Annotated in this window: 18 protein-coding genes; 10 read left to right on the forward strand and 8 right to left on the reverse strand. The window is 68.4% G+C overall.

Annotated elements, in window-relative coordinates:
- Nucleotides 1-56: 56 nt before the first annotated feature.
- Nucleotides 57-1,016 carry an alpha/beta fold hydrolase gene (locus tag ACTIEF_RS03245; protein ID WP_439470762.1) on the forward strand — a complete coding sequence of 320 codons (960 nt, stop codon included), beginning with the start codon at nucleotides 57-59 and terminating at the stop codon, nucleotides 1,014-1,016.
- Here the strand turns inward: ACTIEF_RS03245 and ACTIEF_RS03250 are convergent.
- Nucleotides 1,013-1,999, reverse strand: a complete 987-nt coding sequence (locus ACTIEF_RS03250; RefSeq protein ID WP_439470763.1) for an LLM class flavin-dependent oxidoreductase — start codon at nucleotides 1,997-1,999, stop codon at nucleotides 1,013-1,015. The genes ACTIEF_RS03245 and ACTIEF_RS03250 overlap by 4 nt on opposite strands.
- Nucleotides 2,000-2,118: 119 nt before the next feature.
- Here ACTIEF_RS03250 and ACTIEF_RS03255 point away from each other — a divergent pair, with 119 nt between their 5' ends.
- Entirely contained in the window at nucleotides 2,119-3,489 is a 1,371-nt protein-coding gene (locus tag ACTIEF_RS03255; protein WP_439470764.1) for an alpha/beta hydrolase family protein, read from the forward strand.
- 3 nt (nucleotides 3,490-3,492) lie between these two features.
- On the opposite strand, the gene ACTIEF_RS03260 is transcribed toward ACTIEF_RS03255, so the two are convergent.
- Nucleotides 3,493-4,425 (reverse strand): pirin family protein, encoded by a 933-nt coding sequence (locus ACTIEF_RS03260; RefSeq protein ID WP_439470765.1) that lies wholly within the window; start codon nucleotides 4,423-4,425, stop codon nucleotides 3,493-3,495.
- Nucleotides 4,426-4,462: 37 nt separating this feature from the next.
- Nucleotides 4,463-4,951 (reverse strand): Lrp/AsnC family transcriptional regulator, encoded by a 489-nt coding sequence (locus tag ACTIEF_RS03265; RefSeq protein ID WP_439470766.1) that lies wholly within the window; start codon nucleotides 4,949-4,951, stop codon nucleotides 4,463-4,465.
- A gap of 147 nt (nucleotides 4,952-5,098) precedes the next feature.
- Between ACTIEF_RS03265 and ACTIEF_RS03270 the strand changes: the two genes are divergently transcribed.
- From ACTIEF_RS03270 to ACTIEF_RS03295, 6 genes are all read left to right on the forward strand, one after another.
- Nucleotides 5,099-6,334 carry a 3-methyl-2-oxobutanoate dehydrogenase (2-methylpropanoyl-transferring) subunit alpha gene (locus ACTIEF_RS03270; protein ID WP_439470767.1) on the forward strand — a complete coding sequence of 412 codons (1,236 nt, stop codon included), beginning with the start codon at nucleotides 5,099-5,101 and terminating at the stop codon, nucleotides 6,332-6,334.
- Between the two features lie 2 nt (nucleotides 6,335-6,336).
- Complete coding sequence (locus ACTIEF_RS03275; protein ID WP_439470768.1) at nucleotides 6,337-7,461, forward strand: alpha-ketoacid dehydrogenase subunit beta; 1,125 nt, start codon at nucleotides 6,337-6,339, stop codon at nucleotides 7,459-7,461.
- A 1-nt stretch (nucleotide 7,462) separates the two neighbouring features.
- Nucleotides 7,463-9,136 (forward strand): 2-oxo acid dehydrogenase subunit E2, encoded by a 1,674-nt coding sequence (locus tag ACTIEF_RS03280; protein ID WP_439470769.1) that lies wholly within the window; start codon nucleotides 7,463-7,465, stop codon nucleotides 9,134-9,136.
- 59 nt (nucleotides 9,137-9,195) lie between these two features.
- Nucleotides 9,196-9,645 carry a hypothetical protein gene (locus ACTIEF_RS03285; RefSeq protein ID WP_439470770.1) on the forward strand — a complete coding sequence of 150 codons (450 nt, stop codon included), beginning with the start codon at nucleotides 9,196-9,198 and terminating at the stop codon, nucleotides 9,643-9,645.
- A 49-nt stretch (nucleotides 9,646-9,694) separates the two neighbouring features.
- Nucleotides 9,695-11,092, forward strand: a complete 1,398-nt coding sequence (gene lpdA / locus ACTIEF_RS03290) for a dihydrolipoyl dehydrogenase (protein WP_439470771.1) — start codon at nucleotides 9,695-9,697, stop codon at nucleotides 11,090-11,092.
- Nucleotides 11,093-11,318: 226 nt separating this feature from the next.
- Nucleotides 11,319-12,392: a substrate-binding domain-containing protein gene (locus ACTIEF_RS03295; protein WP_439470772.1), complete on the forward strand. Its 1,074-nt coding sequence runs from the start codon at nucleotides 11,319-11,321 to the stop codon at nucleotides 12,390-12,392.
- A 228-nt stretch (nucleotides 12,393-12,620) separates the two neighbouring features.
- Here ACTIEF_RS03295 and ACTIEF_RS03300 read toward each other — a convergent pair whose 3' ends face one another.
- Both ACTIEF_RS03300 and ACTIEF_RS03305 read right to left on the reverse strand, forming a co-directional pair.
- Nucleotides 12,621-13,706, reverse strand: a complete 1,086-nt coding sequence (locus tag ACTIEF_RS03300; protein ID WP_439470773.1) for a glycosyltransferase family 4 protein — start codon at nucleotides 13,704-13,706, stop codon at nucleotides 12,621-12,623.
- A 73-nt stretch (nucleotides 13,707-13,779) separates the two neighbouring features.
- Nucleotides 13,780-14,241: an Lrp/AsnC ligand binding domain-containing protein gene (locus ACTIEF_RS03305; protein WP_439470774.1), complete on the reverse strand. Its 462-nt coding sequence runs from the start codon at nucleotides 14,239-14,241 to the stop codon at nucleotides 13,780-13,782.
- A 109-nt stretch (nucleotides 14,242-14,350) separates the two neighbouring features.
- Here ACTIEF_RS03305 and putA point away from each other — a divergent pair, with 109 nt between their 5' ends.
- Both putA and ACTIEF_RS03315 read left to right on the forward strand, forming a co-directional pair.
- Nucleotides 14,351-17,476, forward strand: a complete 3,126-nt coding sequence (gene putA / locus ACTIEF_RS03310; protein ID WP_439470775.1) for a bifunctional proline dehydrogenase/L-glutamate gamma-semialdehyde dehydrogenase PutA — start codon at nucleotides 14,351-14,353, stop codon at nucleotides 17,474-17,476.
- A gap of 9 nt (nucleotides 17,477-17,485) precedes the next feature.
- Nucleotides 17,486-18,130 (forward strand): hypothetical protein, encoded by a 645-nt coding sequence (locus tag ACTIEF_RS03315; RefSeq protein WP_439470776.1) that lies wholly within the window; start codon nucleotides 17,486-17,488, stop codon nucleotides 18,128-18,130.
- A gap of 8 nt (nucleotides 18,131-18,138) precedes the next feature.
- Here ACTIEF_RS03315 and ACTIEF_RS03320 read toward each other — a convergent pair whose 3' ends face one another.
- From ACTIEF_RS03320 to ACTIEF_RS03330, 3 genes are all read right to left on the reverse strand, one after another.
- The gene (locus ACTIEF_RS03320) at nucleotides 18,139-18,531 is read right to left on the reverse strand and encodes a hypothetical protein (protein ID WP_439470777.1); all 393 of its coding nucleotides are present in this window, start codon (nucleotides 18,529-18,531) and stop codon (nucleotides 18,139-18,141) included.
- A 106-nt stretch (nucleotides 18,532-18,637) separates the two neighbouring features.
- The gene (locus ACTIEF_RS03325; RefSeq protein ID WP_439470778.1) at nucleotides 18,638-18,880 is read right to left on the reverse strand and encodes a hypothetical protein; all 243 of its coding nucleotides are present in this window, start codon (nucleotides 18,878-18,880) and stop codon (nucleotides 18,638-18,640) included.
- 57 nt (nucleotides 18,881-18,937) lie between these two features.
- A complete protein-coding gene (locus ACTIEF_RS03330; RefSeq protein ID WP_439470779.1) occupies nucleotides 18,938-20,203 on the reverse strand; it encodes a hypothetical protein in 1,266 nt (421 codons plus the stop codon).
- Nucleotides 20,204-20,241 lie beyond the last annotated feature (38 nt).

A 20,241-nucleotide genomic window follows, 5' to 3' on the forward strand; every position in this document is an offset into this window, starting at 1 on the left:
ACCGCGACGGGGAGGAGACGCTTGCCCGATCCGCCGGCAAGTGATCGGGTGTGAGCATGCAGACCCGCCACATCCAGACCGACGGCATTCGCCAGCAGATACTCGAGGCCGGAGATGGGCCGCTGGTGCTGTTCATCCATGGCTTCCCCGAACTGGGGATCAGCTGGCGCGCTCAGGTGCGGGCGCTGGCGGAGGCGGGCTATCACGCCGTCGCGCCGGACATGCGCGGCTATGGCGGGACCGACAAGCCGGAACAGCGGGAGGCCTATTCGGTCCTGCATCTGGTCGGGGACATGGTCGATCTGGTGCGGGCGCTGGGGCATTCGACCTGCACCGTCGTCGGCCATGACTGGGGCGCGCCGGTGGCCTGGCATTGCGCCCTGACGCGGCCGGACGTCTTCACCGCCGTCGCCTGCCTGTCAGTGCCGCTGCAGCCGCGCCGGGCCAAGGGCCCGCCGACCGTGGCCATGGCGGCGATCTCGAAGCGCGCCGGGCTGGGCGAGCTCTACATCAACCAGTTCCAGGCGCCGGACGCGCACAAGGTGTTTGAGGTCGATGTGGCCGCGGGCCTGCGCAAGGGCTTCTGGGCCTATGACGGCGCCACGCCGCCGGAGTTGCAGTCCACCGGCTTCATCCAGCCGGGGGAGAATTTCATCTCCACCGTCCCCGACGACGCGCCCCTGCCGCCTTGGATGAGCCCCGAGCATTTCGCGGAATATGTCGCGGCCTTCGAGGGGGGCGGCTTCCGCGCGCCGCTCGACTGGTACCGCTGCATCGACCTGAACTGGTCGCTGACCGCCTTCCTGCAGGACGCCAAGGTGCGCGTGCCGGGCGCCTTCATGGTCGGCGACCGGGATCCGGTCCGGCACTATTCGGGGCAGCACGAGGCGGGGCTGGGCAAGCTGGTCCCGGACCTCCGCTCACAGGTCGTCGTGCCCGGGGCGGGGCACTGGATCCAGCAGGAGCGACCCGAGGTCGTGAACGGGTGGCTGCTGGAGTTCTTGCGCAGCCTCTAGAGGCCGGAGAAGGCCTCCGCCGTCACTTCGAGGCTGTGCAGGCGCGGTTCCAGATCGTGGATCATGCCGGTGACCATCACCTCATCCACCTTCGTCAGGGTGATGAAGTCGGCCAGCTTGGTCCGCACCGTGTCCACGCCACCGACGGCGGCATAGGTCAGACGGCTCTCGACCGCCGCGATCTGACGGGCGTCCAGCACCGTGGTGATGTCGTCCACCGGCGGCTTCAGCTTGCCGGGCTTGCCGGTCACGACCGCGGCGAAGGACTGCTGCATCGAGGTCGACAGGCGCTGCGCCTCCGCGTCGCTGTCGGCGGCGAAGACGTTGATGGCGGCCATTGAGTACGGCTGCGCCAGTTGCTTCGACGGGCGGAACCCGGCGCGATAGGTCTCCAGCGCCTGCAGGAGCAGTTCGGGCGCGAAATGGCTGGCGAAGGCGAAGGGCAGGCCCAGATGGGCGGCCAGTTCGGCGCTGAACAGGCTGGAGCCCAGCAGCCAGACCGGAACCTTCGACCCCGCACCCGGCCACGCGGTGACGCGTTGGCCCTCGACCGGATCATCCAGGAAGCGCTGCAGCTCCAGCACATCACGCGGGAACTGGTCGGCGGCCTCGAAATAGCGGCGCAGGGCGCGGGCGGTCTCGCCGTCGGTGCCGGGCGCGCGGCCCAGCCCCAAATCGATCCGATCCGGGTAGAGGGCGGCCAGGGTGCCGAACTGTTCGGCCACCACGAGCGGCGCGTGGTTGGGCAGCATGATCCCGCCCGAGCCGACGCGGATGGTCTCGGTCTGGCTCGCCACGAAGCCGAGGGCCACCGCCGTCGCCGCGCTGGCGATGCCGGGCATGTTGTGATGCTCGGCCAGCCAGAAGCGCCCGAAGCCGGTCCGCTCGGCCGTCTTCGCCAGTTCGGCGGTTTCCAGAAGGGCGCGGCGGGCGTCGCCGCCCTCCACGATGGGCGACAGGTCGAGCACGGAGAAAGCGGTCATGGCGGACAGATCGGGTCTGACGCCGGGCATTCAAGTCCTGTGCGGTTGCGGATTGCCTCCTTGGGTGTCTTGGCCCGGGGTGACGGGCCGCATAGGCTCAACCTCAAGGAGGACCGCTAATGACCATTCTCTCGCTTACCGTCGCTGCCGCCGTTTCCCCGGTCGCGGTCCAAGCCCCCGCCGGAGAGCTGGCGGGCCGTTGGGAGGGCCGGATCACGGTTAGCGGCCAGAGCCTGCGGGTCGTGCTGAACGTCGACGCCGTCGGCGCCGCCACCCTCGACAGCCCGGATCAGGGCGTCACCGGTCTGCCCGTCAGTGGCCTTAGCCTGCAGGGCGGGGTGGTGCGCTTCTCGGTCCCTGCTGCCGGTGGGGGCTTCGAAGGTTCGCTGGCCGATGGCGGTCGCACCCTGAATGGGGCGCTGACGCAGGGGGCGGCCACCCTGCCGCTGGTCCTGACGCGTTCGCTGGAGCTGGCGCCCTCGGCCCCGCCGCCCGTCACGCCGGAGCCTGCGGCCCACCGGCCCCAGACCCCGCAGGCGCCCTTCCCCTATCGCAGTGAGGAGGTGGTCATCCCGACGACCATGGCGGGCGTTCAGTTGGCCGGAACCCTGACCCTGCCGGAGGGCCGGGGGCCTTTTCCGGCGGTCCTGCTGATCTCCGGATCGGGCCAGCAGGACCGGGACGAGACGGTCTTCGGCCACAAGCCCTTCCTGATCCTCGCCGATGCCCTCACCCGCCGCGGCGTGGCTGTGCTGCGGGTCGATGATCGTGGCGTCGGCGGTTCGACCGGGCCGCTGGCCTCCGCGACCAGCGCCGACTTCGCCCTGGACGCCGGGGCCTCGGTCGCCTTTCTCGACGCCCGCCCGGACATCAGCCGCATCGGCCTGATCGGCCACAGCGAGGGCGGGACCATCGCGCCCCTGGTCGCGCAGGTCCATCCGGACATCGCCTTCGTGGTCATGATCGCCGGACCGGCGGTGTCGGGCGGCGACCTGCTGGTCGAACAGTCGCGCGCGACCCTGCAGGCCTCGGGCGTCGCCCCGGCCATGATCGAGCGCAATGTCGGCCTGCAGGCCCGCATCATGCAGGCGGTGGCGGCCAATGCGGACTCGGCGGAGGCCGTCGTGGCGGCGGTCGAGCCCATCCTCGCGGAGGCGGGCCTGCCCGAAGCTCAGCGTCAGGCCGCCGCGGCCCAGGTCACCGCCCCATGGACCCGCTGGTTCGTGGCCCATGACCCCCAACCGTCGCTGCGCGCGCTCAGTGCACCCCTGCTGGCCGTCTATGGCGGCAAGGATACCCAGGTCCCGGCCCAGCAGAACGCCGCCGCCCTGCGCGCCGCGGCGCCGTCAGCCGACATCGTCGTCCTGCCGAACCTGAATCACCTGATGCAGCCCGCCACCACCGGACTGGTGGCCGAGTACCAGACCATCGAGACGACGATCGATCCCGAGGCCCTGAGGACCATCGTGGACTGGGTAGCGGCGCGCTAACCCCTAAACCGGGTGCGTCGGTTCCGGCTTCACCGGCGCCGGCTCCGGCGTCGAGGGCACGTCGGGCAGCGGGATGAACTCCAGATCATCCTCGGCGGGCAGGGCCATGCGTCCGGCCTTCCAGTCGGCCTTGGCCTGATCGATCCGCTCCTGCGACGAGGCGACGAAATTCCACCAGATCACGCGCGGCCCGACCGGCTCGCCGCCCAGCACCATGACCGACGAGGGTTTGATCGCCTTGACCGTCGGCTCGGCCGTCGGCTCCAGCACGATCATCTGGCCTTCATGGAAGGTGCGGTCGCCGACCTCGATCTCGCCCTTCACGACATAGAGGGCGCGCTCGGAATAGCCGCCTGGGCCCTTGCCGGACGGCGGCGCGGTGCGCACCCCCTCGGCCAGTTCCCAGTGCACATAGAACAGGGGCGAGGAGACCGGCGCCGCGGCCTTGGCGCCATAGGCCTCGCCAGCCACCAGACGGGCGAACAGGCCGCCGTTCTCATAGGCGGGCTGGCCTTCCTCGCCGATGTGGTGGAAGGCCGGAGCGGTCTCTTCCAGCTCGGTGGGCAGGGCGACCCAGGCCTGCATCCCGTGCATGGCCCCGCCTTGGCTCTTCTTCAGCGGATCGGTGCGCTCGGAGTGGACGATGCCGCTGCCCGCGGTCATCCAGTTGACCTCGCCCGGACGGATGGCCTGGGTCGCGCCGGTGTTGTCCCGGTGCATGATCTCGCCCTCGAACAGATAGGTCAGGGTCGACAGGCCGATGTGCGGGTGCGGCCGCACATTGATGGCGTCGGCGCCCGGCGCGAACTCGGCGGGTCCCATCTGGTCCAGGAAGATGAAGGGGCCCACCATCCGGCGCGAATGGAAGGGCAGCACGCGGCCCACCTCGAACCCGCCCAGGTCCTTGCGGCGCGCGTCGATCACCAGTTCGATCATGTCAGTGTCCCCCGGCCCTGTGGCGGGCCGACCGACATTATCCGACGTGCGGGGTCACGATGCCAAGGGGCAGGGTGGTCACATTCTTCACGCCGCGCGTGACGATGTGGCTCTCGCAGTCCGAGACGATGTTCAGGCTCAGCAGCTTCTCACGCAGGAATTTGTCGAAGGCGTGCATGTCGGAGGTGATGATCCGCAGCACATAGTCCTCGCGGCCGGTGATGGTGGCGCACTGCACCACCTCGGGCCAGTGGGCGACGGCGGCCTCGAAGGTGTCCAGGTTCTCGCTCGAGGGCAGGCTCAGCTTGACGATGGCGTAAACTTCGAAGTCCAGGCCCAGCTTCTCGGCGTCCAGCAGGGTCACCCGCTTGCGGATGAAGCCCGTATCCTCCAGCCTCTTGATCCGGCGCCAGCACGGCGAGGCGCTCAGGCCGACGCGGTCGGCGACCTCTGCAACCGACAGTCCGGCGTCCTGTTGAAGGATGTCAAGAATCCGGGCGTCGACGGGATCCAGCTCTTCGGCCAATGCGTTTCTCCACTTATTATTATGACGCAATAAAATACCCGCGATCAGCACAAGGCAAGGTCAAAATCGAGCGAGCCTTGGCGCCGACGTCGTGCTAGATCGCTGCCTGAGGAAAACGCGGTCGGATCAACCGGACGGCAGGACGGAATGAAGAAGCCCAATACGCCCCAATTGTCACTGCGCGTGCCCGAGCCTTCGGGCCGTCCGGGCGACGCCCCCGATTTCAGCCACCTGCGCTTTGACGCGGCGGGGGCGGTGGATCGTCCCGATGTGGCGTCCACGCCGTACGAGATGCGCGACCACGCCTTCCAGCTGGTCCGCGTGCTGGACGATGACGGCAAGGCCGTCGGGCCGTGGAACCCGAATCTGGACGCCGAGACCCTGCGCAGGGGTCTGAAGGCCATGATCCTGACGCGCGCCTTCGACGACCGGATGCACCGCGCCCACCGTCAGGGGAAGACCAGCTTCTATATGAAGTGCACCGGCGAGGAGGCCATCGCGGTCGCACAGGGGATGATCCTGCGTCGCGAGGACATGGGCTTCCCGACTTATCGCCAGCAGGGCCTACTGATCTCGCGCGGCTATCCGCTGGTCGAGATGATGAACCAGATCTATTCGAACGCCAGCGACCCGATCAAAGGCCGCCAGCTGCCGATCATGTATTCGTCCAAGGAGTACGGCTTCTTCACCATCTCGGGGAACCTCGGGACCCAGGTGCCGCAGGCCGTCGGCTGGGCCATGGCCAGCGCCTACAAGGGTGACGACAAGATCGCCATCAGCTGGATCGGCGACGGGGCCACGGCGGAAGGCGACTTCCACAACGCCCTGACCTTCGCCGCCGTCTATCGCGCGCCGGTGATCCTGAACGTCGTCAACAACCAGTGGGCCATCTCGTCCTTCATGGGTATCGCGGGCGGTCTGGAGACCACCTTCGCGTCCAAGGCCATCGGCTATGGCCTTCCGGCCCTGCGCGTGGACGGCAATGACTTCCTCGCGGTCTGGGCCGCGACGAAGTGGGCCGAGGAGCGGGCGCGCACCAATCAGGGCGCGACGGTCATCGAGCTGTTCACCTACCGCGGCGCGCCGCACTCGACTTCGGACGATCCCAGCCGCTACCGCCCGGGCGACGAGCATGAGAAATGGCCGCTGGGCGATCCGGTGGACCGCCTGAAGCAGCACCTGATCGCGCTCGGCGAATGGTCGGATGAGCAACAGACCGCCGCCGAAGCCGAAGCGGTCGAACAGGTCCGCGCCGCCGGCAAGGAATCCGAGGCCATCGGAACCCTCGGCCAGTCGCGCCCCAGCGTGAAGACGATGTTCGAAGAGGTCTTCGCCACCGAAGACTGGCGCCTCGTCGAGCAACGTCGCGAGGTCGGAGTCTGAGCATGACCGAGCAAACCACCTTCACCGAAGCCGACCGCACCGACGGCGTCGAGCCCGACATGGTCACTGCCTCCAACGCCCCGGCCTCGACCGCCCCCAAGGGCGACGTCGTGCCGATGAACATGATCCAGGCCCTGAACTCGGCCCTGGACGTCAAGATGGCGGAGGACGGCAACGTCCTGTCGTTCGGCGAGGACGCAGGGTATTTCGGCGGCGTCTTCCGCGTCACCGACCAGCTTCAGCAGAAGCACGGTCTGACCCGCAGCTTCGACGCCCCGATCAGCGAATGCGGCATCGTCGCCGCCGCCATCGGCATGGGCGCCTATGGCCTGCGTCCGGTCGTCGAGATCCAGTTCGCCGACTACATCTATCCGGCCTACGACCAAATCGTCTCGGAAGCGGCCAAGCTGCGCTACCGCTCGGGCGGCCAGTTCACCTCGCCGATCACGGTCCGCAGCCCCTACGGCGGCGGCATCTTCGGCGGCCAGACGCACAGCCAGTCGCCGGAAAGCCTGTTCACCCACATCGCCGGCCTGAAGGTTGTGGTGCCGTCCAACCCCTACGACGCCAAGGGCCTGCTGACGGCCTGTATCGAGGACGACGACCCCACCATCTTCTTCGAGCCCAAGCGCCTCTACAACGGTCCGTTCGACGGCTGGCACGAGAAGCCGGTCTCGCCGTGGAAGGCTCAGGACCTGGCCCAGGTCCCGACCGGCAAATACGTCGAGCCGATCGGCAAGGCGCGCATCATGAAGGAAGGCGCCGACGTCACCATCCTGGCCTGGGGCACCATGGTCTGGGTGTCGCTGGCGGGCGCCGAGCATGCGGGCGTGGACGCCGAGGTCATCGACCTGCGCACCCTCGTGCCGCTGGACATCGAGGCCATCGAGGCCAGCGTGAAGAAGACCGGCCGCTGCGTCATCGTGCACGAAGCGCCCAAGACCTCGGGCTACGGCGCCGAGCTGTCGGCCCTGGTGCAGGAGCGCTGCTTCTATCATCTGGAAGCGCCCATCGCCCGCGTCTGCGGCTGGGACACGCCCTATCCGCACGCCTTCGAGTGGGAATATTTCCCCGGCCCGCAACGTGTGGCCGACGCCCTGAAAGCCACCATGAGCGGGGGACGCTGAGATGGGTCGTTTCGTCTTCAAACTGCCCGACGTGGGTGAAGGCACCGCCGAGGCCGAACTGGTCGGCTGGCACGTGAAGGTCGGCGACGTGGTCGCCGAGGACCAGATCGTCGCCGACGTCATGACCGACAAGGCCACCGTCGAAATCACCGCCCCGGTCTCGGGCAAGGTCATCGCCATCCATGGCGAGCCGGGCCAGATGGTCCCGGTGCGCGGCCCGCTGGTCGAGTTCGAGGTCGAGGGCGCGGGGAATGCGTCCGACGCGCCGGCTCCGGCCCCCGCGCCGAAGGCCGAGGCTGCTCCGGCCCCGGTCGAGGCTCCCAAGGCCGCCGCTCCGGTCGAGGCCCAGCCCGCCTCCGGCGCCAACTACGTCTTCAAGCTCCCTGACGTGGGCGAAGGCACGGCCGAGGCCGAGCTGGTCGGCTGGCACGTCAAGGTCGGCGACACGGTGTCCGAGGACCAGATCCTCGCCGACATCATGACCGACAAGGCCACGGTGGAGATCACCTCGCCGGTGTCCGGCACGGTCGTCGCCCTGCATGGCGAGCCGGGTCAGGCCTCCGCCGTCGGCGGCCCGCTGGTGTCGTTCAAGGTCGAGGGCAAGGGGAATGTATCTTCTCCCTTCCCCCTCGATGGGGGAAGGGCCGGGGATGGGGGTGCGCGTTCGCCGTCACCGTCTGTGGCGCAAAAGGCTTCGTCGTCGCCTTCCGCGCCTGCCCGTCAACAGCCTGCCTCCACCCCCACCCAACCCTCCCCCATCGAGGGGGAGGGCTCACGGAAGCTCTCCACCCGCGGTGAACGCCCGCTGGCCTCGCCCGCCGTGCGCAACCGCGCGCGGGACCTCGGCGTCGAGCTGCAGTTCGTGCCCGGCTCCGGTCCGGCCGGTCGCATCGAGCACGCCGACCTGGACGCCTATGTCGCCGGCGGTTCGAAATCGTCCGTCTCCGGATCGTCGGCCTCGACCTATGCCAGGGCTGAAGGAACCACCGAGGTCCGCATCATCGGCCTGCGTCGCAAGATCGCGGAGAAGATGGCCGAGAGCGTCCGTCGCATCCCGCACATCACCTATGTCGAGGAGATCGACGTCACGGCGCTGGAGGAGCTCCGCGCCCACCTGAACGCGACGAAGACCAAGGACCAGCCCAAGCTGAACGTCCTGCCTTTCATCGCCCGCGCCATCGTGGTGGCCCTGCGCGACCAGCCGCAGATCAACGCCACCTATGACGACGAGGCCGGGGTGCTGACGCAGCACGCCGCCGTACATCTGGGCATCGCCGCCCAGACGCCGAACGGCCTGATGGTGCCCGTGGTCCGCCACGCCGAGGCGCGCGATCCGTACGATACGGCGCTGGAGATCGCCCGCGTCTCGGGCGCGGCCAAGGACGGCTCGGCCAAGCGGGACGAACTGTCCGGCTCCACCATCACCATCACCTCGCTGGGCACGCTGGGCGGCATTACGCACACCCCGATCATCAATCATCCGGAAGTCGCTATCGTCGGTCCCAACAAGATCGCCGAACGCGTCGTCGTCCGGGACGGTCAAATGGTCGTCCGCAAGATGATGAACCTGTCCTCGTCCTTCGATCACCGCATCGTCGACGGCCATGACGCGGCGGTCTTCGTCCAGCGCATCAAGGGCCTGCTGGAGCATCCCGCGACGCTGTGGATGGGGTGAGGGCGATGAGAGCGGTGTCCTTGCTCGGAGGGGTTCTAGCTCTTGCGGCTGCGGGGCCAGTGCTCGCTTGCGCGATCCCTTGGCGGTCCCCGCCCTACGCAGAAGCGCTGCGCGCGCAGCAAGCCCGCCGCGTCGAGGCTGAACGCATCGAACTGGTGCGGGTCGTCGAAGCTCGGCTCCCGGACGGCCGCCGCAAGCTGCTCCTCGACACGGTGATCGATTTCGAGGGCTATGCCGGGGGCGGTCTTAAGCCGTTGACGTTGTGGTCCTCTTGCCGGGGCGACCCGGAGCCCGGCACGATGATGCTGGTTTACTACAATCGGCATCAGGTCCGTGATATCGCCCGGATGCCGCATCCTCGCGAACGAGACGTGATGTGGGTAGAGCTTCAGCCGACCGCGGTTGTCCCGGTGGCCGACAATGTCGATCCCGAGATCGGGCCTCTCCTCCGCGCTGCGGCGGCCCGCGCACGGGAACGCGCCGCAGGGCGGCGAAGCTTCGCTCGATAAAACAGATCCCTTCTTCGCGACGCCGGCCTGCCGGCAAACGGACCGTGACATGACCCAGACCCTGAAAACCAAAGTCCTGATCATCGGCGCGGGCACCGGCGGCTATGTCGCGGGGATCCGTTGCGGCCAGCTGGGGCTGGACACCGTGCTGGTCGACGGCGGCGACGGCCTGGGCGGGACCTGCCTGAACGTCGGCTGCATTCCGTCCAAGGCCATCATCCACGCGGCCAACAAGTTCGAGACCGTGTCGAAGGCGGCTGACGGCGGCACCCTGGGCATCACGGCGACCGCGCCGGCCATCGACCTGACCAAGACGGTCGAGTGGAAGGACGGCATCGTCCGTAAGCTGAACAATGGCGTCGCGGCCCTGCTGAAGAAGGCCAAGGTCAAGGTCATCAAGGGGTGGGCCACCTTCGCCGACGCCAAGACCTGCACGGTCAAGACCCACGACGGCGACATCACCATCACCGCCGAGCACGTCATCCTGGCCACCGGTTCCGAGCCGGTCGAACTGCCCTTCCTGCCGTTCGGCGGCGACGTCATCTCCTCGACCGAGGCCCTGTCGCTGGACAAGGTGCCGAACAAGCTGGTCGTCGTCGGCGGCGGCTATATCGGGCTGGAGCTGGGCATCGCCTTCCGCAAACTCGGCGCGGAAGTCGCCATCGTCGAAATGGCCGACCGCCTGCTGCCGCTCTACGACAAGGCCCTGACCGATCCGGTCGCCAACTGGCTGAAGAACCACGGCGTCGAACTGCACCTCGGCGCCAAGGCCGGATCGTTCGAGAACGGATCGCTGAACGTCACCGGCGCCGACGGCCAGGCCATGAAGATCGCCGCCGACAAGGTCCTCGTCACCGTAGGCCGCAAGCCGCGCACACAAGGCTTCGGACTGGAGAACATGGGCGTGGCCATGGCCGGGCCGTTCGTGAAGATCGACGACCGCTGCGCCACCTCGATGAAGAACGTCTGGGCCGTCGGCGACCTGACCGGCGAACCCATGCTGGCCCACAAGGGCTCAGCGCAGGGCGAGGTGGTCGCCGAGATCATCGCCGGCCACGACAAGCGCTTTGACCCGGTCACCATCGCCGCAGTCTGCTTCACCGAGCCGGAGATCGTCTCGGCGGGCCTCGGACCGCAGGACGTGACCGGCCGCGACGACGTCATTCAGGCGGTCTTCCCGCTCATGGCCATCGGTCGCGCCCTGGCCATCGAGGCGGGCGATGACGGCGGCTTCTTGCGCGTTCTGGCCTCTAAGGCCGATCACCGCCTGCTGGGTGTTCAGGCGGTCGGCCAGCACGTCTCGGAGCTGTCCAACAGCTTCGCCCAGATGCTGGAGATGGGGGCGGTGCTGGAAGACGTCGCGGGCGTCATCCACGTCCACCCGACCCTCGGCGAAGCCTTCCACGAAGCGTCGCTGCGCGCCCTGGGCCACGCCATTCACATTTAAGAGGGGGCGCTACCGCTCGCGACGCGGTCGCTCGCTGCTTGAGCGCATTTGGGTGCGCTACCGCCCGGCGCCTGCAGCGGGGCAGCTCCGCGCCGCCTCATCTTGCAACCCGAGCCATTATTCGGCGGCGGTCATTCGGGCGCGGGCGGCCTTCGCCCAACCGTCACATTCCTCTGGTCTAAGCGGCCCTGACTGGCTGATCCGATCCAATGTCCGGAGACTGACGATGACCCGCACCCTCCTCGCCGCCGCCTCGGCGGTGGCTCTCCTCGCCCTCGGCGCCTGTGGCGACAACGGCGGCGGCGCTCCTGGTTCGCAGGCCCCGCGCGCGGGCATCTGGGCCGCCGGCTCCTCGACCGTTTTCCCTTTCGCCACCCGCGTGGCCGAGAACTTCCAGCGCACCTCGGGCGGCGCCGCCCCGCGCGTCGAATCGCTGGGCACCGGCGGCGGCATCCAGGCCTTCTGCCAGGGCATCGGCCCCTCGACCCCGGACATCGCCAACGCTTCGCGTCCGATGAAGAAGTCCGAGTTCGAGCTGTGCCAGAAGAATGGCGTGACCGACATCGTCGAGATCAAGATCGGCTATGATGGCATCGTGGTCGCCACCGCCCGCACCGGCGGCAGCTTCAACCTGCGCCTCCAGGACCTGTACCTGGGCCTCGCCAAGGAAGTTCCGGGCGCCGGCGGCGCCTTTGTCGCGAATCCCTCCACCACCTGGAACCAGGTGAACCCGGCCCTGCCGAACCAGCGCATCCAGGTCTATGGCCCGCCGCCCACCTCGGGCACCCGCGACGCCTTCCTGGAGCTGGGCATGGCGCCGGGCGCCAAGCTGATCCCGGCTCTCGCCGCCTTGGCCGAGGCCGACAAGGATCGCTTCGAGAGCCTGGCCCACACCGTCCGTGAGGACCAGTTGTGGATCGACTCTGGCGAGAACGACAACGCCATCGTCCAGACCCTGACCCGCACCCCGGGCTCGCTGGGCGTGTTCGGTTTCTCCTTCCTCGAGCAGAACATGGACACGGTGAAGGCCGAGACCATCGATGGCGTCGCGCCCTCGGTCGAGACCATCGCCGACGGCTCCTATCCGCTGGCCCGCAGCCTCTACATCTACGTCAAGAAGCAGCACGTGGGCGTGACCCCGGGCCTCGAGCAGTTCGTCATGGAGTTCATGTCGGAGAGCTCGGCCGGTCGCGGCGGCTATCTGCAGGACCGCGGTCTGGTGCCGCTGCCCGCCGACCAGCTGGCCGCCCAGCGCGCTGTCGCCCAGGCCCTGACGGTCATGCAGGCCCCGACGCACTAAGGCGACATGCCTGAAAGAACGAAGGCCCCGGAGCGATCCGGGGCCTTTTCGTTGTTCTAACAGACCGAAAACGCTGGTTTTTTATAACTAAAGTGAAGGCTGCTTTTGCAATCGGTCCGCGCTAGAGCTTGAGCACGGTCGGTTTTTTCAGCACCCGGCCCACGACGGCGTCGTTCCAGGATTACCCCCCAAACGTAGGGGCGGCGCCGTCGGCTCCCTTGTCGCGTCTCAGGCCGCCGCGCGGCGACGCAGGCGGGCGATCCGGCGCAGTCGTCGCCAGAAGCGGCCGCGATCCGGCTCGGGATAGGGCTGCAGGTTCTCGATGAACTGCTCGGCCGAGGCGCGCCAGCTGAACTTCTCGGCATAGGCGCGCACGGTGGCCCGGTCGCACTTCAGCGCTTCCAGACAGGCGGTCCGCAGGTCCTTGTCGATCGCCCCGGCGTTCGAGCCGGGGATGATGTCGATGGGCCCGTGGGCCGGATAGGCGGCGACCGGGGTGCCGGTGGCCATGGCCTCCAGGATCACCAGGCCGAAGGTGTCGGTCCAGCTGGGGAAGACGAAGACGTCGGCGTCGCGGAAGCAGCGCGCCAGCTCCTCGCCGAAGCGGGCGCCGAGGAACTTGGCCTCCGGGTATTTGGCCTGCAGCTCCTCGCGGGCGGGGCCGTCGCCGACCACGATCTTGGTGCCGGGCAGGTCCTGTTCGAGGAAGGATTCGATGTTCTTCTCGACCGCCACCCGGCCGACATTCAGGAAGAAGGGGCGCGGCCAGTCCTTGCCGCCCAGCTCGTCATAGATGCGCGGCAGGTCGGGGTTGAATTGTTCGGTGTCCACGCCCCGCGTCCAGGGCGAGACGTTGCGGAAACCGTGCGCGGTCAGCTCGTCGCGCAGGGTCGGGGTGGCGACCATCAGTCGTCCCGACGGCTTGTGGAACCACTTCATATAGGCGTAGCCGACCTGCACCGGGATCGGGAACCGGGCCGAGACATATTCGGGGAATTTGGTGTGGTAGCTGGTCGTGAACGGCAGCTTCCATTCCACGCAGATGCGGCGCGTGGCGATGCCGATGGGGCCTTCGGTGGCGATGTGCACCGCCTCGGGCTCGAAGGCGCGCAGCCGTTCGCGAATCTCTTCCTCGGCGCCCAGGGCCAGCCGGATCTCCGGATAGGTGGGGCAGGGGATGGTCTTGAACTGGCTCGGCTCGATCACCTCCACCTCATGGCCCATCGCGCGGCATTCCGCGGTGATACGGCTCAGGGTGCGGACGACGCCGTTGACCTGGGGCTCCCAGGCGTCGGTGGCCAGAACGATGCGCATGTGGGCCGGAAGGCTCCGCCGTTGATCGGACGGAACGGTCTAGCGCTTTGCGATGACGTTGGCGAGACGGACGTTAGAGCGGCAACGCCGTCGTCGCCTTCACCTCTTCGAGAACGGCATAGGTCCGGGTCTCGCGGACGCCGGGCATCCGGACCAGAACATCGCCCAGGAAGGCGCGGTAGGCGTCCATGTCGCCGACGCGGGCCTTGATCAGATAGTCGAAGCCGCCGGCCACCATATGGCACTCCAGCACCTCGGGCTGGCGGCGCACGGCCTCGGCGAAGGCCTCGAACATGTCGCCTGTGGTGCGGTCCAGCAGCACCTCGACGAAGATCATCAGCCCCCGTCCCACCTTGGCGGGGTCGATCATGGCCGCGTAGCCGGTGATCACCTTCTTCTCGCGCAGCCGCCGGACCCGCTCGAAACAGGCGGCGGGCGACAGATTGCACCGCCGGGCCAGTTCCGCGTTGGAGATGCGGCCGTCCTCCTGCAGCGCCTTGAGCAGGCGGCGGTCCACGGCGTCCAGGTTTTCCATCGGTTGAGAGCCTGTATGGCCGAATGATCTTCGGCTGCGCCGTCCATCATACGATGCACATTCGGAGTTGTCCGCCATATATGGCCGATCACACAGGATATCCGCGCCCATGACCACCGTCGCCTTCACCCCCTCGAGCGTCGCCGGCTGGGACACGCTGGATCACGGCAAGTTCGCCGATGAGACCGCGACCGTTCGCGGCCTGCTGGACCGCTCGCCGCTCGACACCGCCGAACGCGCCGCCGTGCTGGCCTCGGCCACCGATCTGGTCGAGCGCGCCCGTCGCAGTGTGAAGAAGCAGGGCGTGGTCGAAAGCTTCCTGCAGGAGTTCTCGCTGGGCACCCGCGAGGGGCTGGCCCTGATGTGTCTGGCTGAGGCCCTGCTGCGCACGCCGGACGAGGAAACCCGCGACCGCCTGATCGCCGAGAAGATCGGCTCGGCCGACTGGGCCAGTCACCTGGGCCAGTCCGACAGCCTGTTCGTCAACGCCTCGACCTGGGGCCTGATGCTGACGGGCAAGCTGGTGGATGTGGATGACGAGGCCAGGACCGACCTGCCGGGCTTCCTTAAGCGCATTGTCGGCCGTCTGGGCGAGCCGGTGATCCGCGAGGCCGTCGCCGCCGCCGTCCGCATCATGGGTGAGCAGTTCGTGGTCGGCCGCACCATCGAGGCGGCGCTGAAGCGGTCGAACAAGGAAGGCTGGCTCTGCTCCTTCGACATGCTGGGCGAGGGCGCCCGCACCGCCCATGACGCCGAGCGCTATGAGAAGATCTACGCCGACGCCATCGAGGCGGTGGGCAGGACGGCCAAGGGACAGGGACCGGAAGTCGGCCACGGCGTCTCGGTCAAGCTGTCGGCCCTGTCGCCCCGCTATGAAGCAGTGCACGAGGACCGCGTCTGGTCCGAGCTGTATCCGCGCGTGAAGCGCCTCGCCCTGATCGCGGCCAAATACGACATCAACTTCACCATGGACGCGGAGGAGGCCGACCGCCTCGCCCTGTCGCTGAAGCTGCTGGACCGCCTCGCTAACGAGGCCGAGCTGGGCGGATGGAAGGGCCTCGGTCTCGCCGTTCAGGCCTATCAGAAGCGCTGCCCGGAAGTGATCCGCCGCGTGGCCGAGCTGGCGAAGACCTCGGGCCGTCGCCTGATGGTCCGTCTGGTCAAGGGCGCCTACTGGGACACCGAGATCAAGCGCGCCCAGCAGTTCGGCCGCACCGACTATCCGGTCTTCACCACCAAGGCCGCGACCGACCTGAACTATCTGGTCTGCGCCCGCCTGATGATCGAGGCCGCGCCGCACATCTACAGCCAGTTCGCGACCCACAACGCCCACTCGCTGGCCGCCGTCTACAAGATGGCCTCGGAGCGTGGCGTGAAGATCGAGTTCCAGCGGCTGCACGGCATGGGCGAGGCCCTGTACGACGCCGCCAAGGAGGCCTTCGGCCCCGTCACCGTGCGCGCCTATGCCCCCGTCGGCGGGCATGAGGACCTGCTGCCCTATCTGGTGCGCCGCCTGCTGGAGAACGGCGCCAACTCCAGCTTCGTCCACGCCCTGCTGGACGAGCGCGTTCCGGCCTCCGCCGTCGCCGCCGACCCCATCTCGACCGTCGAGGCTCATCCCGACCGTCACGCCAAGATCCCCGTTCCGAAGGATATGTACATGGACCGCCAGAACTCGCTGGGCCGCGACTACTCTCAGGCCGCCGACCGCGAGCGGCACGCCCTCGCCCTTGAGAAGGTGGACAGCGAGAAGCTGACCTCGGGCCCGATCATCGGGGGCAAGCTGAAGGCCGGAACGAACGCCCAGGACGTGACCAATCCCTTCGACACCGCCCAGGTGTTGGGCCACGTCTCGGAAGCGACGGCGGAAGACATCGACGCGGCGGTGGACGCCGCCGCCCGCGCCCAGATCGCCTGGGACCGCAAGGGCGGCGCGGGCCGTGCCCCGGTGCTGCGCGCCATGGCCGACGCGCTGGAAGCCGACATGGATCGTCTGGTCGCCCTGCTGTCGCGCGAAGCCGGCAAGACCCTGAACGACGGCGTCGCCGAAGTGCGCGAGGCCGCCGACTTCTGCCGCTACTACGCCATGCTGGCCGAGCGTGACTTCGGCGGGCCGCAGGAGCTCAAGGGCCCGGTGGGCGAGATCAACAGCCTGGTCCTGCACGGCCGGGGCATCTTCGCCTGCATCAGCCCGTGGAACTTCCCGCTGGCCATCTTCACCGGCCAGATCGCGGCTGCGCTCGCCGCCGGCAACGCCGTCCTGGCCAAGCCCGCCGAACAGACCCCGCTGATCGCCGCCGAGGCCGTGCGCCTGTATTACAAGGCCGGTCTGGACGCCGACCTGCTGGCGCTTGTCCCCGGTCGCGGCGAGACCGTCGGCGCGGCGCTCGTCAGCCACCCGGGCATCGACGGCGTGGCCTTCACCGGCGGCACCGACACGGCCACCGCGATCAACAAGGCGCTGGCGGCCCGTCCGGGCGCCATCATCCCCTTCATCGCCGAGACCGGCGGCCTGAACGGCATGTTCGTGGACACCACGGCGCTGAAGGAACAGGTCATCGACGACGTGATCCTGTCGGCCTTCGGCTCGTCGGGTCAGCGCTGCTCGGCCCTGCGTCTGCTGTATGTGCCGAACGAGGCGGCGGACGCCCTGATCGAGGGGCTGAAGGGCGCGCTGGCGGCCCAGGTCTTGGGCGACCCGACCGATCCCTCGACCGACATCGGCCCGGTCATCGACGCCGACGCCAAGGCCATGCTGGACGCCCACCTCGTGCGTCTGGGCGGCGATGCGAAGATCATCGCCCGCGCCGCCCTGCCGGAAGGCGCCGACAAGGGCCACGTCTTCGCCCCGACCATCGCCGAGATCCCGACCGCCGACTATCTGGAGCGCGAGGTGTTTGGCCCGATCCTGCACGTCTGCCGCTACGAGCCGTCGAAGCTGAAGGAGACGGCGGCCAAGCTGGCGCAGCGCGGCTATGGCCTGACCCTGGGCGTGCACAGCCGCATCGAGGCCTTCGCCGAGGAGGTCACCCGCCTGGTCCCGGCGGGCAATGTCTACATCAACCGCTCGATCATCGGCGCGGTGGTCGGGGTCCAGCCGTTCGGCGGCGAAGGCCTGTCGGGCACCGGTCCCAAGGCGGGCGGCCCCTACAGCCTGATCCGCTACGCGTCGGAGAAGGCGATCAGCAACAACATCTCCGCCCAGGGTGGCGACCCGGCGCTGCTGAACCTGTAAGCTTCAGCGGTGGACAAGTTCGACCGCCGCCCGAATGCCCGACAGACCCGCCAGAAGATCCTTCTGGCGGTGTTCGCCTTCTGCATCCCGGCCATCTGGTTCGGGAGCCTGTTCGCCTTCGGCAATGCCGCAGGGCCCTGGGCGATCCTTGGCTATGTCATCCTGTTCGGCGGCTTCGGCGTGGTTCAGGCGCGGGCGTACATGCGTCGCCTGAAGCTCTGGCAAGGCACGATCAAGCGCCAGCCGGAGGATCAGGAGCCGCGATATTCGCCTCTGGAGCGGATGACGCTGGATCGGCTTCTGCAAGGCTCGACATGGGAGCTTGGCGGCGCCCTGGTCAGGGAGCGTTACAACTCTGGTCGAGGGTGCGTGGTGACCCTTGATGGGCCGAAGATCGGCCTGCCCCCGGCGACCTTCGAACGGCTGGTCTGTCTGAGTGTCGAAGGACTCGATGCGCCGGTCGGCGCCCGCCTGTGGCCGGATGAAGATGGGCGGGCCGCGATGCTGGAGTTCTTCACGACCGCCGATACCCGGACGTTCGATTGGTCGCGCCCCGCGTTCGAACTGATCCCGGTTCCAGCCGGCCTGGTCCAGCCGTCCATGGCCCCGGTGGTGTCCGAGGCCAGCTGGAAACATTTCCGCTACGAAGGCTGACCGCCGGCCTAGCGGCGCGTCAGGTCCGCCGCGCCCAAATGCATGCTGCCGAAGGGCAGGAGGCGGTAGCTGATCCGCGTCTCCCCGGTGAAGCCGCCGCCGCGGCGGCTGTTCAGGGTGTGGATCATGCGGGCGTCGTCCAGACGCACGGTGATGACCAGCGCGCCCCGGTTCAGGCGACAGTCCGCCGCCTCGCCGTCGACGCTGCAGGCCAGTCCCGAGGCGCCCCGCGCGGTGACGACTATGGGCATCTCCACGCGTCCACTGTCGGTCTTGACGGTGACGTTGGCGTTGTTGGCCGGGGTCATGCGCAGGGTCCAGGTCCCCAGCACCTCGGTCCGCTGCAGCGCCTGCGCCTGGACCACACCCGCCGTCAGGCAGATCGCCAGAGCCGCTGTCACGCCCAGCCTTCTGAATCGTCCCATGTTTCGCCCCCGCCTGCGTTCAACGAAGGCTAGGGCGCGCCGACGGGGCGTGGCCAGTTAACTCCCGGACAGGTTGCCGCCGTCAGTCGCGCTGCGCGAAGCTCTTCTCTTCGGCCAGCGGCGCGATGAACAGCCGGTCGCAGCGGTCTTCGTCATCCTTCAGCGCAATGACCTGATAGCCGTCCGCCGCGGCCTCGACCTCTTCGGCCAAGGCGCGGAATGCCGCTTCATGGCCTTCGCGGCCATACAGGAGGAAGCCGTCCTTGGCGTCGATGACGCCGTACGATGGACCGCCTTCGAGGAGGGTGTCGATGTCCATGGTCATCAGACCGGAAAGCGGGAACCCCCGATCCGGTTTCAAACGGCAAGGGTTGGGTCGGGTTCAGGCGACGTTGATCGTGCCCCACATCGGCTGGATGCCCGCCTCCGTCTCAAGCCGCAGGCCGTAGCCGCCGGGTGGCAGCAACAGGGTGGCGCGGTCCTGCCCCTCGGTCAGCAGGAAGTGGTCCGCCGGGACTCCCGCAGTGCCCTCGGCCAGCCGCATCGCCTGCAGCAGGGTCAGCCCGGTGAACGGCGGAACCATGACCTCGACCGGCTTGCGCAGCGGGTCGGCGGCCAGCCAGCCGGGGCGGCCCGAGACCGGTGCGCGGCGGGGGTGGAAGACGGACAGGTCCATCTGTCCGGCGTGGGTGCGGGCGCCGATGGTGGCGCCGTCCTTCCAGACCACGACGGGCGCGGTCGGGGCGAACCGCTCCAGCACGGCGGCGACATGCGGGGCGTCGTGGGCCGGGTTCAGGGCGGGCCAGTTGAACGACTGTTCGATGGTGAGCGGGTCGATGCCGGTCTTGGCCTTCAGCCGCGCCGCGAACCATGTGCCTCCGACGCCCGGCTTCTCCATGGCGTGGGCGTAGCCGACGTAGACAAAGACCTTGGCGCCGGGATTGCCCGACAGGATGTTGGCGATCAGGTTGTCGGCCTGGGCCTCCTCGCGGGCGGCGATCTCGCCCTCCCAGTCCGCGCCCTCCGGCGCTTGCTGATCGAACATCTGCTCATAGGACGCGAAGCGGTAGCCCAGGCGGGCGGCCTCGCGAACAGCTTCCGCATAGACCGGGTCGCGGCTGTACCAGCCGAAGTCGGCGATGAAGGGCATGCCCTGCCGGTACAGGGTGATGGACGGGGCGGGCTCCTGCTGCCGCTGGGTGAAGGTCTCGGCGGCGAACCAGTCGTAGCCCAGCGGGCGCAGGGCGCGGGCGACCTGACCGGCGAAGTTCCGATGGCCCGAGATGTTGTGCGCCTCATTCAGGATGACGATGGAGGTGCGCGCCGCGCCCTCCAGGATGGCCTCCATGGCGTCGCGGCTCTCGGCGTCGTCCAGATCGGGGCGTTGCAGATTGGGATGGGGCGGCTTCTCGGTGTCGGCCAGCGCTGTCGCTTCGTCGCCGAGGAAGGAGGCGTACTGCTCAAGCATGCCGCCCGCCGCCGGATCGCCCGCCGCCGCGCGGGCTTTGAGGTCCATATACTGGGGCAGGTAACGCCCTTCCTGCAGGAAGCGATCAGAGGGCGTCAGCGGCTCCTGCGCCCGGACGCCCAGCGCCGTCGTCGCGCCGATCGCGCCTGCCGCCAGTCCGAACCCGCGTCGCGTCCACATGGTCAGCCCCCTTGCACTACCCGTGGAAGTTCAGGGGG

The sequence above is a fragment of the Brevundimonas sp. genome (assembly GCF_051858995.1).
GTDB lineage: Bacteria > Pseudomonadota > Alphaproteobacteria > Caulobacterales > Caulobacteraceae > Brevundimonas.

Bases quoted from the DNA above. Each gene is read 5' to 3' on its own strand.
- ACTIEF_RS03255 (WP_439470764.1), top strand. From the start codon at position 2,119: ATGACCATTCTCTCGCTTACCGTCGCTGCCGCCGTTTCCCCGGTCGCG.
- ACTIEF_RS03245 (WP_439470762.1), top strand. From the start codon at position 57: ATGCAGACCCGCCACATCCAGACCGACGGCATTCGCCAGCAGATACTC.
- ACTIEF_RS03275 (WP_439470768.1), top strand. From the start codon at position 6,337: ATGACCGAGCAAACCACCTTCACCGAAGCCGACCGCACCGACGGCGTC.
- ACTIEF_RS03330 (WP_439470779.1), bottom strand. From the start codon at position 20,203: ATGTGGACGCGACGCGGGTTCGGACTGGCGGCAGGCGCGATCGGCGCG.
- putA (WP_439470775.1), top strand. From the start codon at position 14,351: ATGACCACCGTCGCCTTCACCCCCTCGAGCGTCGCCGGCTGGGACACG.
- ACTIEF_RS03250 (WP_439470763.1), bottom strand. From the start codon at position 1,999: ATGACCGCTTTCTCCGTGCTCGACCTGTCGCCCATCGTGGAGGGCGGC.
- ACTIEF_RS03300 (WP_439470773.1), bottom strand. From the start codon at position 13,706: ATGCGCATCGTTCTGGCCACCGACGCCTGGGAGCCCCAGGTCAACGGC.
- ACTIEF_RS03260 (WP_439470765.1), bottom strand. From the start codon at position 4,425: ATGATCGAACTGGTGATCGACGCGCGCCGCAAGGACCTGGGCGGGTTC.
- ACTIEF_RS03295 (WP_439470772.1), top strand. From the start codon at position 11,319: ATGACCCGCACCCTCCTCGCCGCCGCCTCGGCGGTGGCTCTCCTCGCC.
- ACTIEF_RS03270 (WP_439470767.1), top strand. From the start codon at position 5,099: ATGAAGAAGCCCAATACGCCCCAATTGTCACTGCGCGTGCCCGAGCCT.
- ACTIEF_RS03325 (WP_439470778.1), bottom strand. From the start codon at position 18,880: ATGACCATGGACATCGACACCCTCCTCGAAGGCGGTCCATCGTACGGC.
- ACTIEF_RS03305 (WP_439470774.1), bottom strand. From the start codon at position 14,241: ATGGAAAACCTGGACGCCGTGGACCGCCGCCTGCTCAAGGCGCTGCAG.
- lpdA (WP_439470771.1), top strand. From the start codon at position 9,695: ATGACCCAGACCCTGAAAACCAAAGTCCTGATCATCGGCGCGGGCACC.
- ACTIEF_RS03280 (WP_439470769.1), top strand. From the start codon at position 7,463: ATGGGTCGTTTCGTCTTCAAACTGCCCGACGTGGGTGAAGGCACCGCC.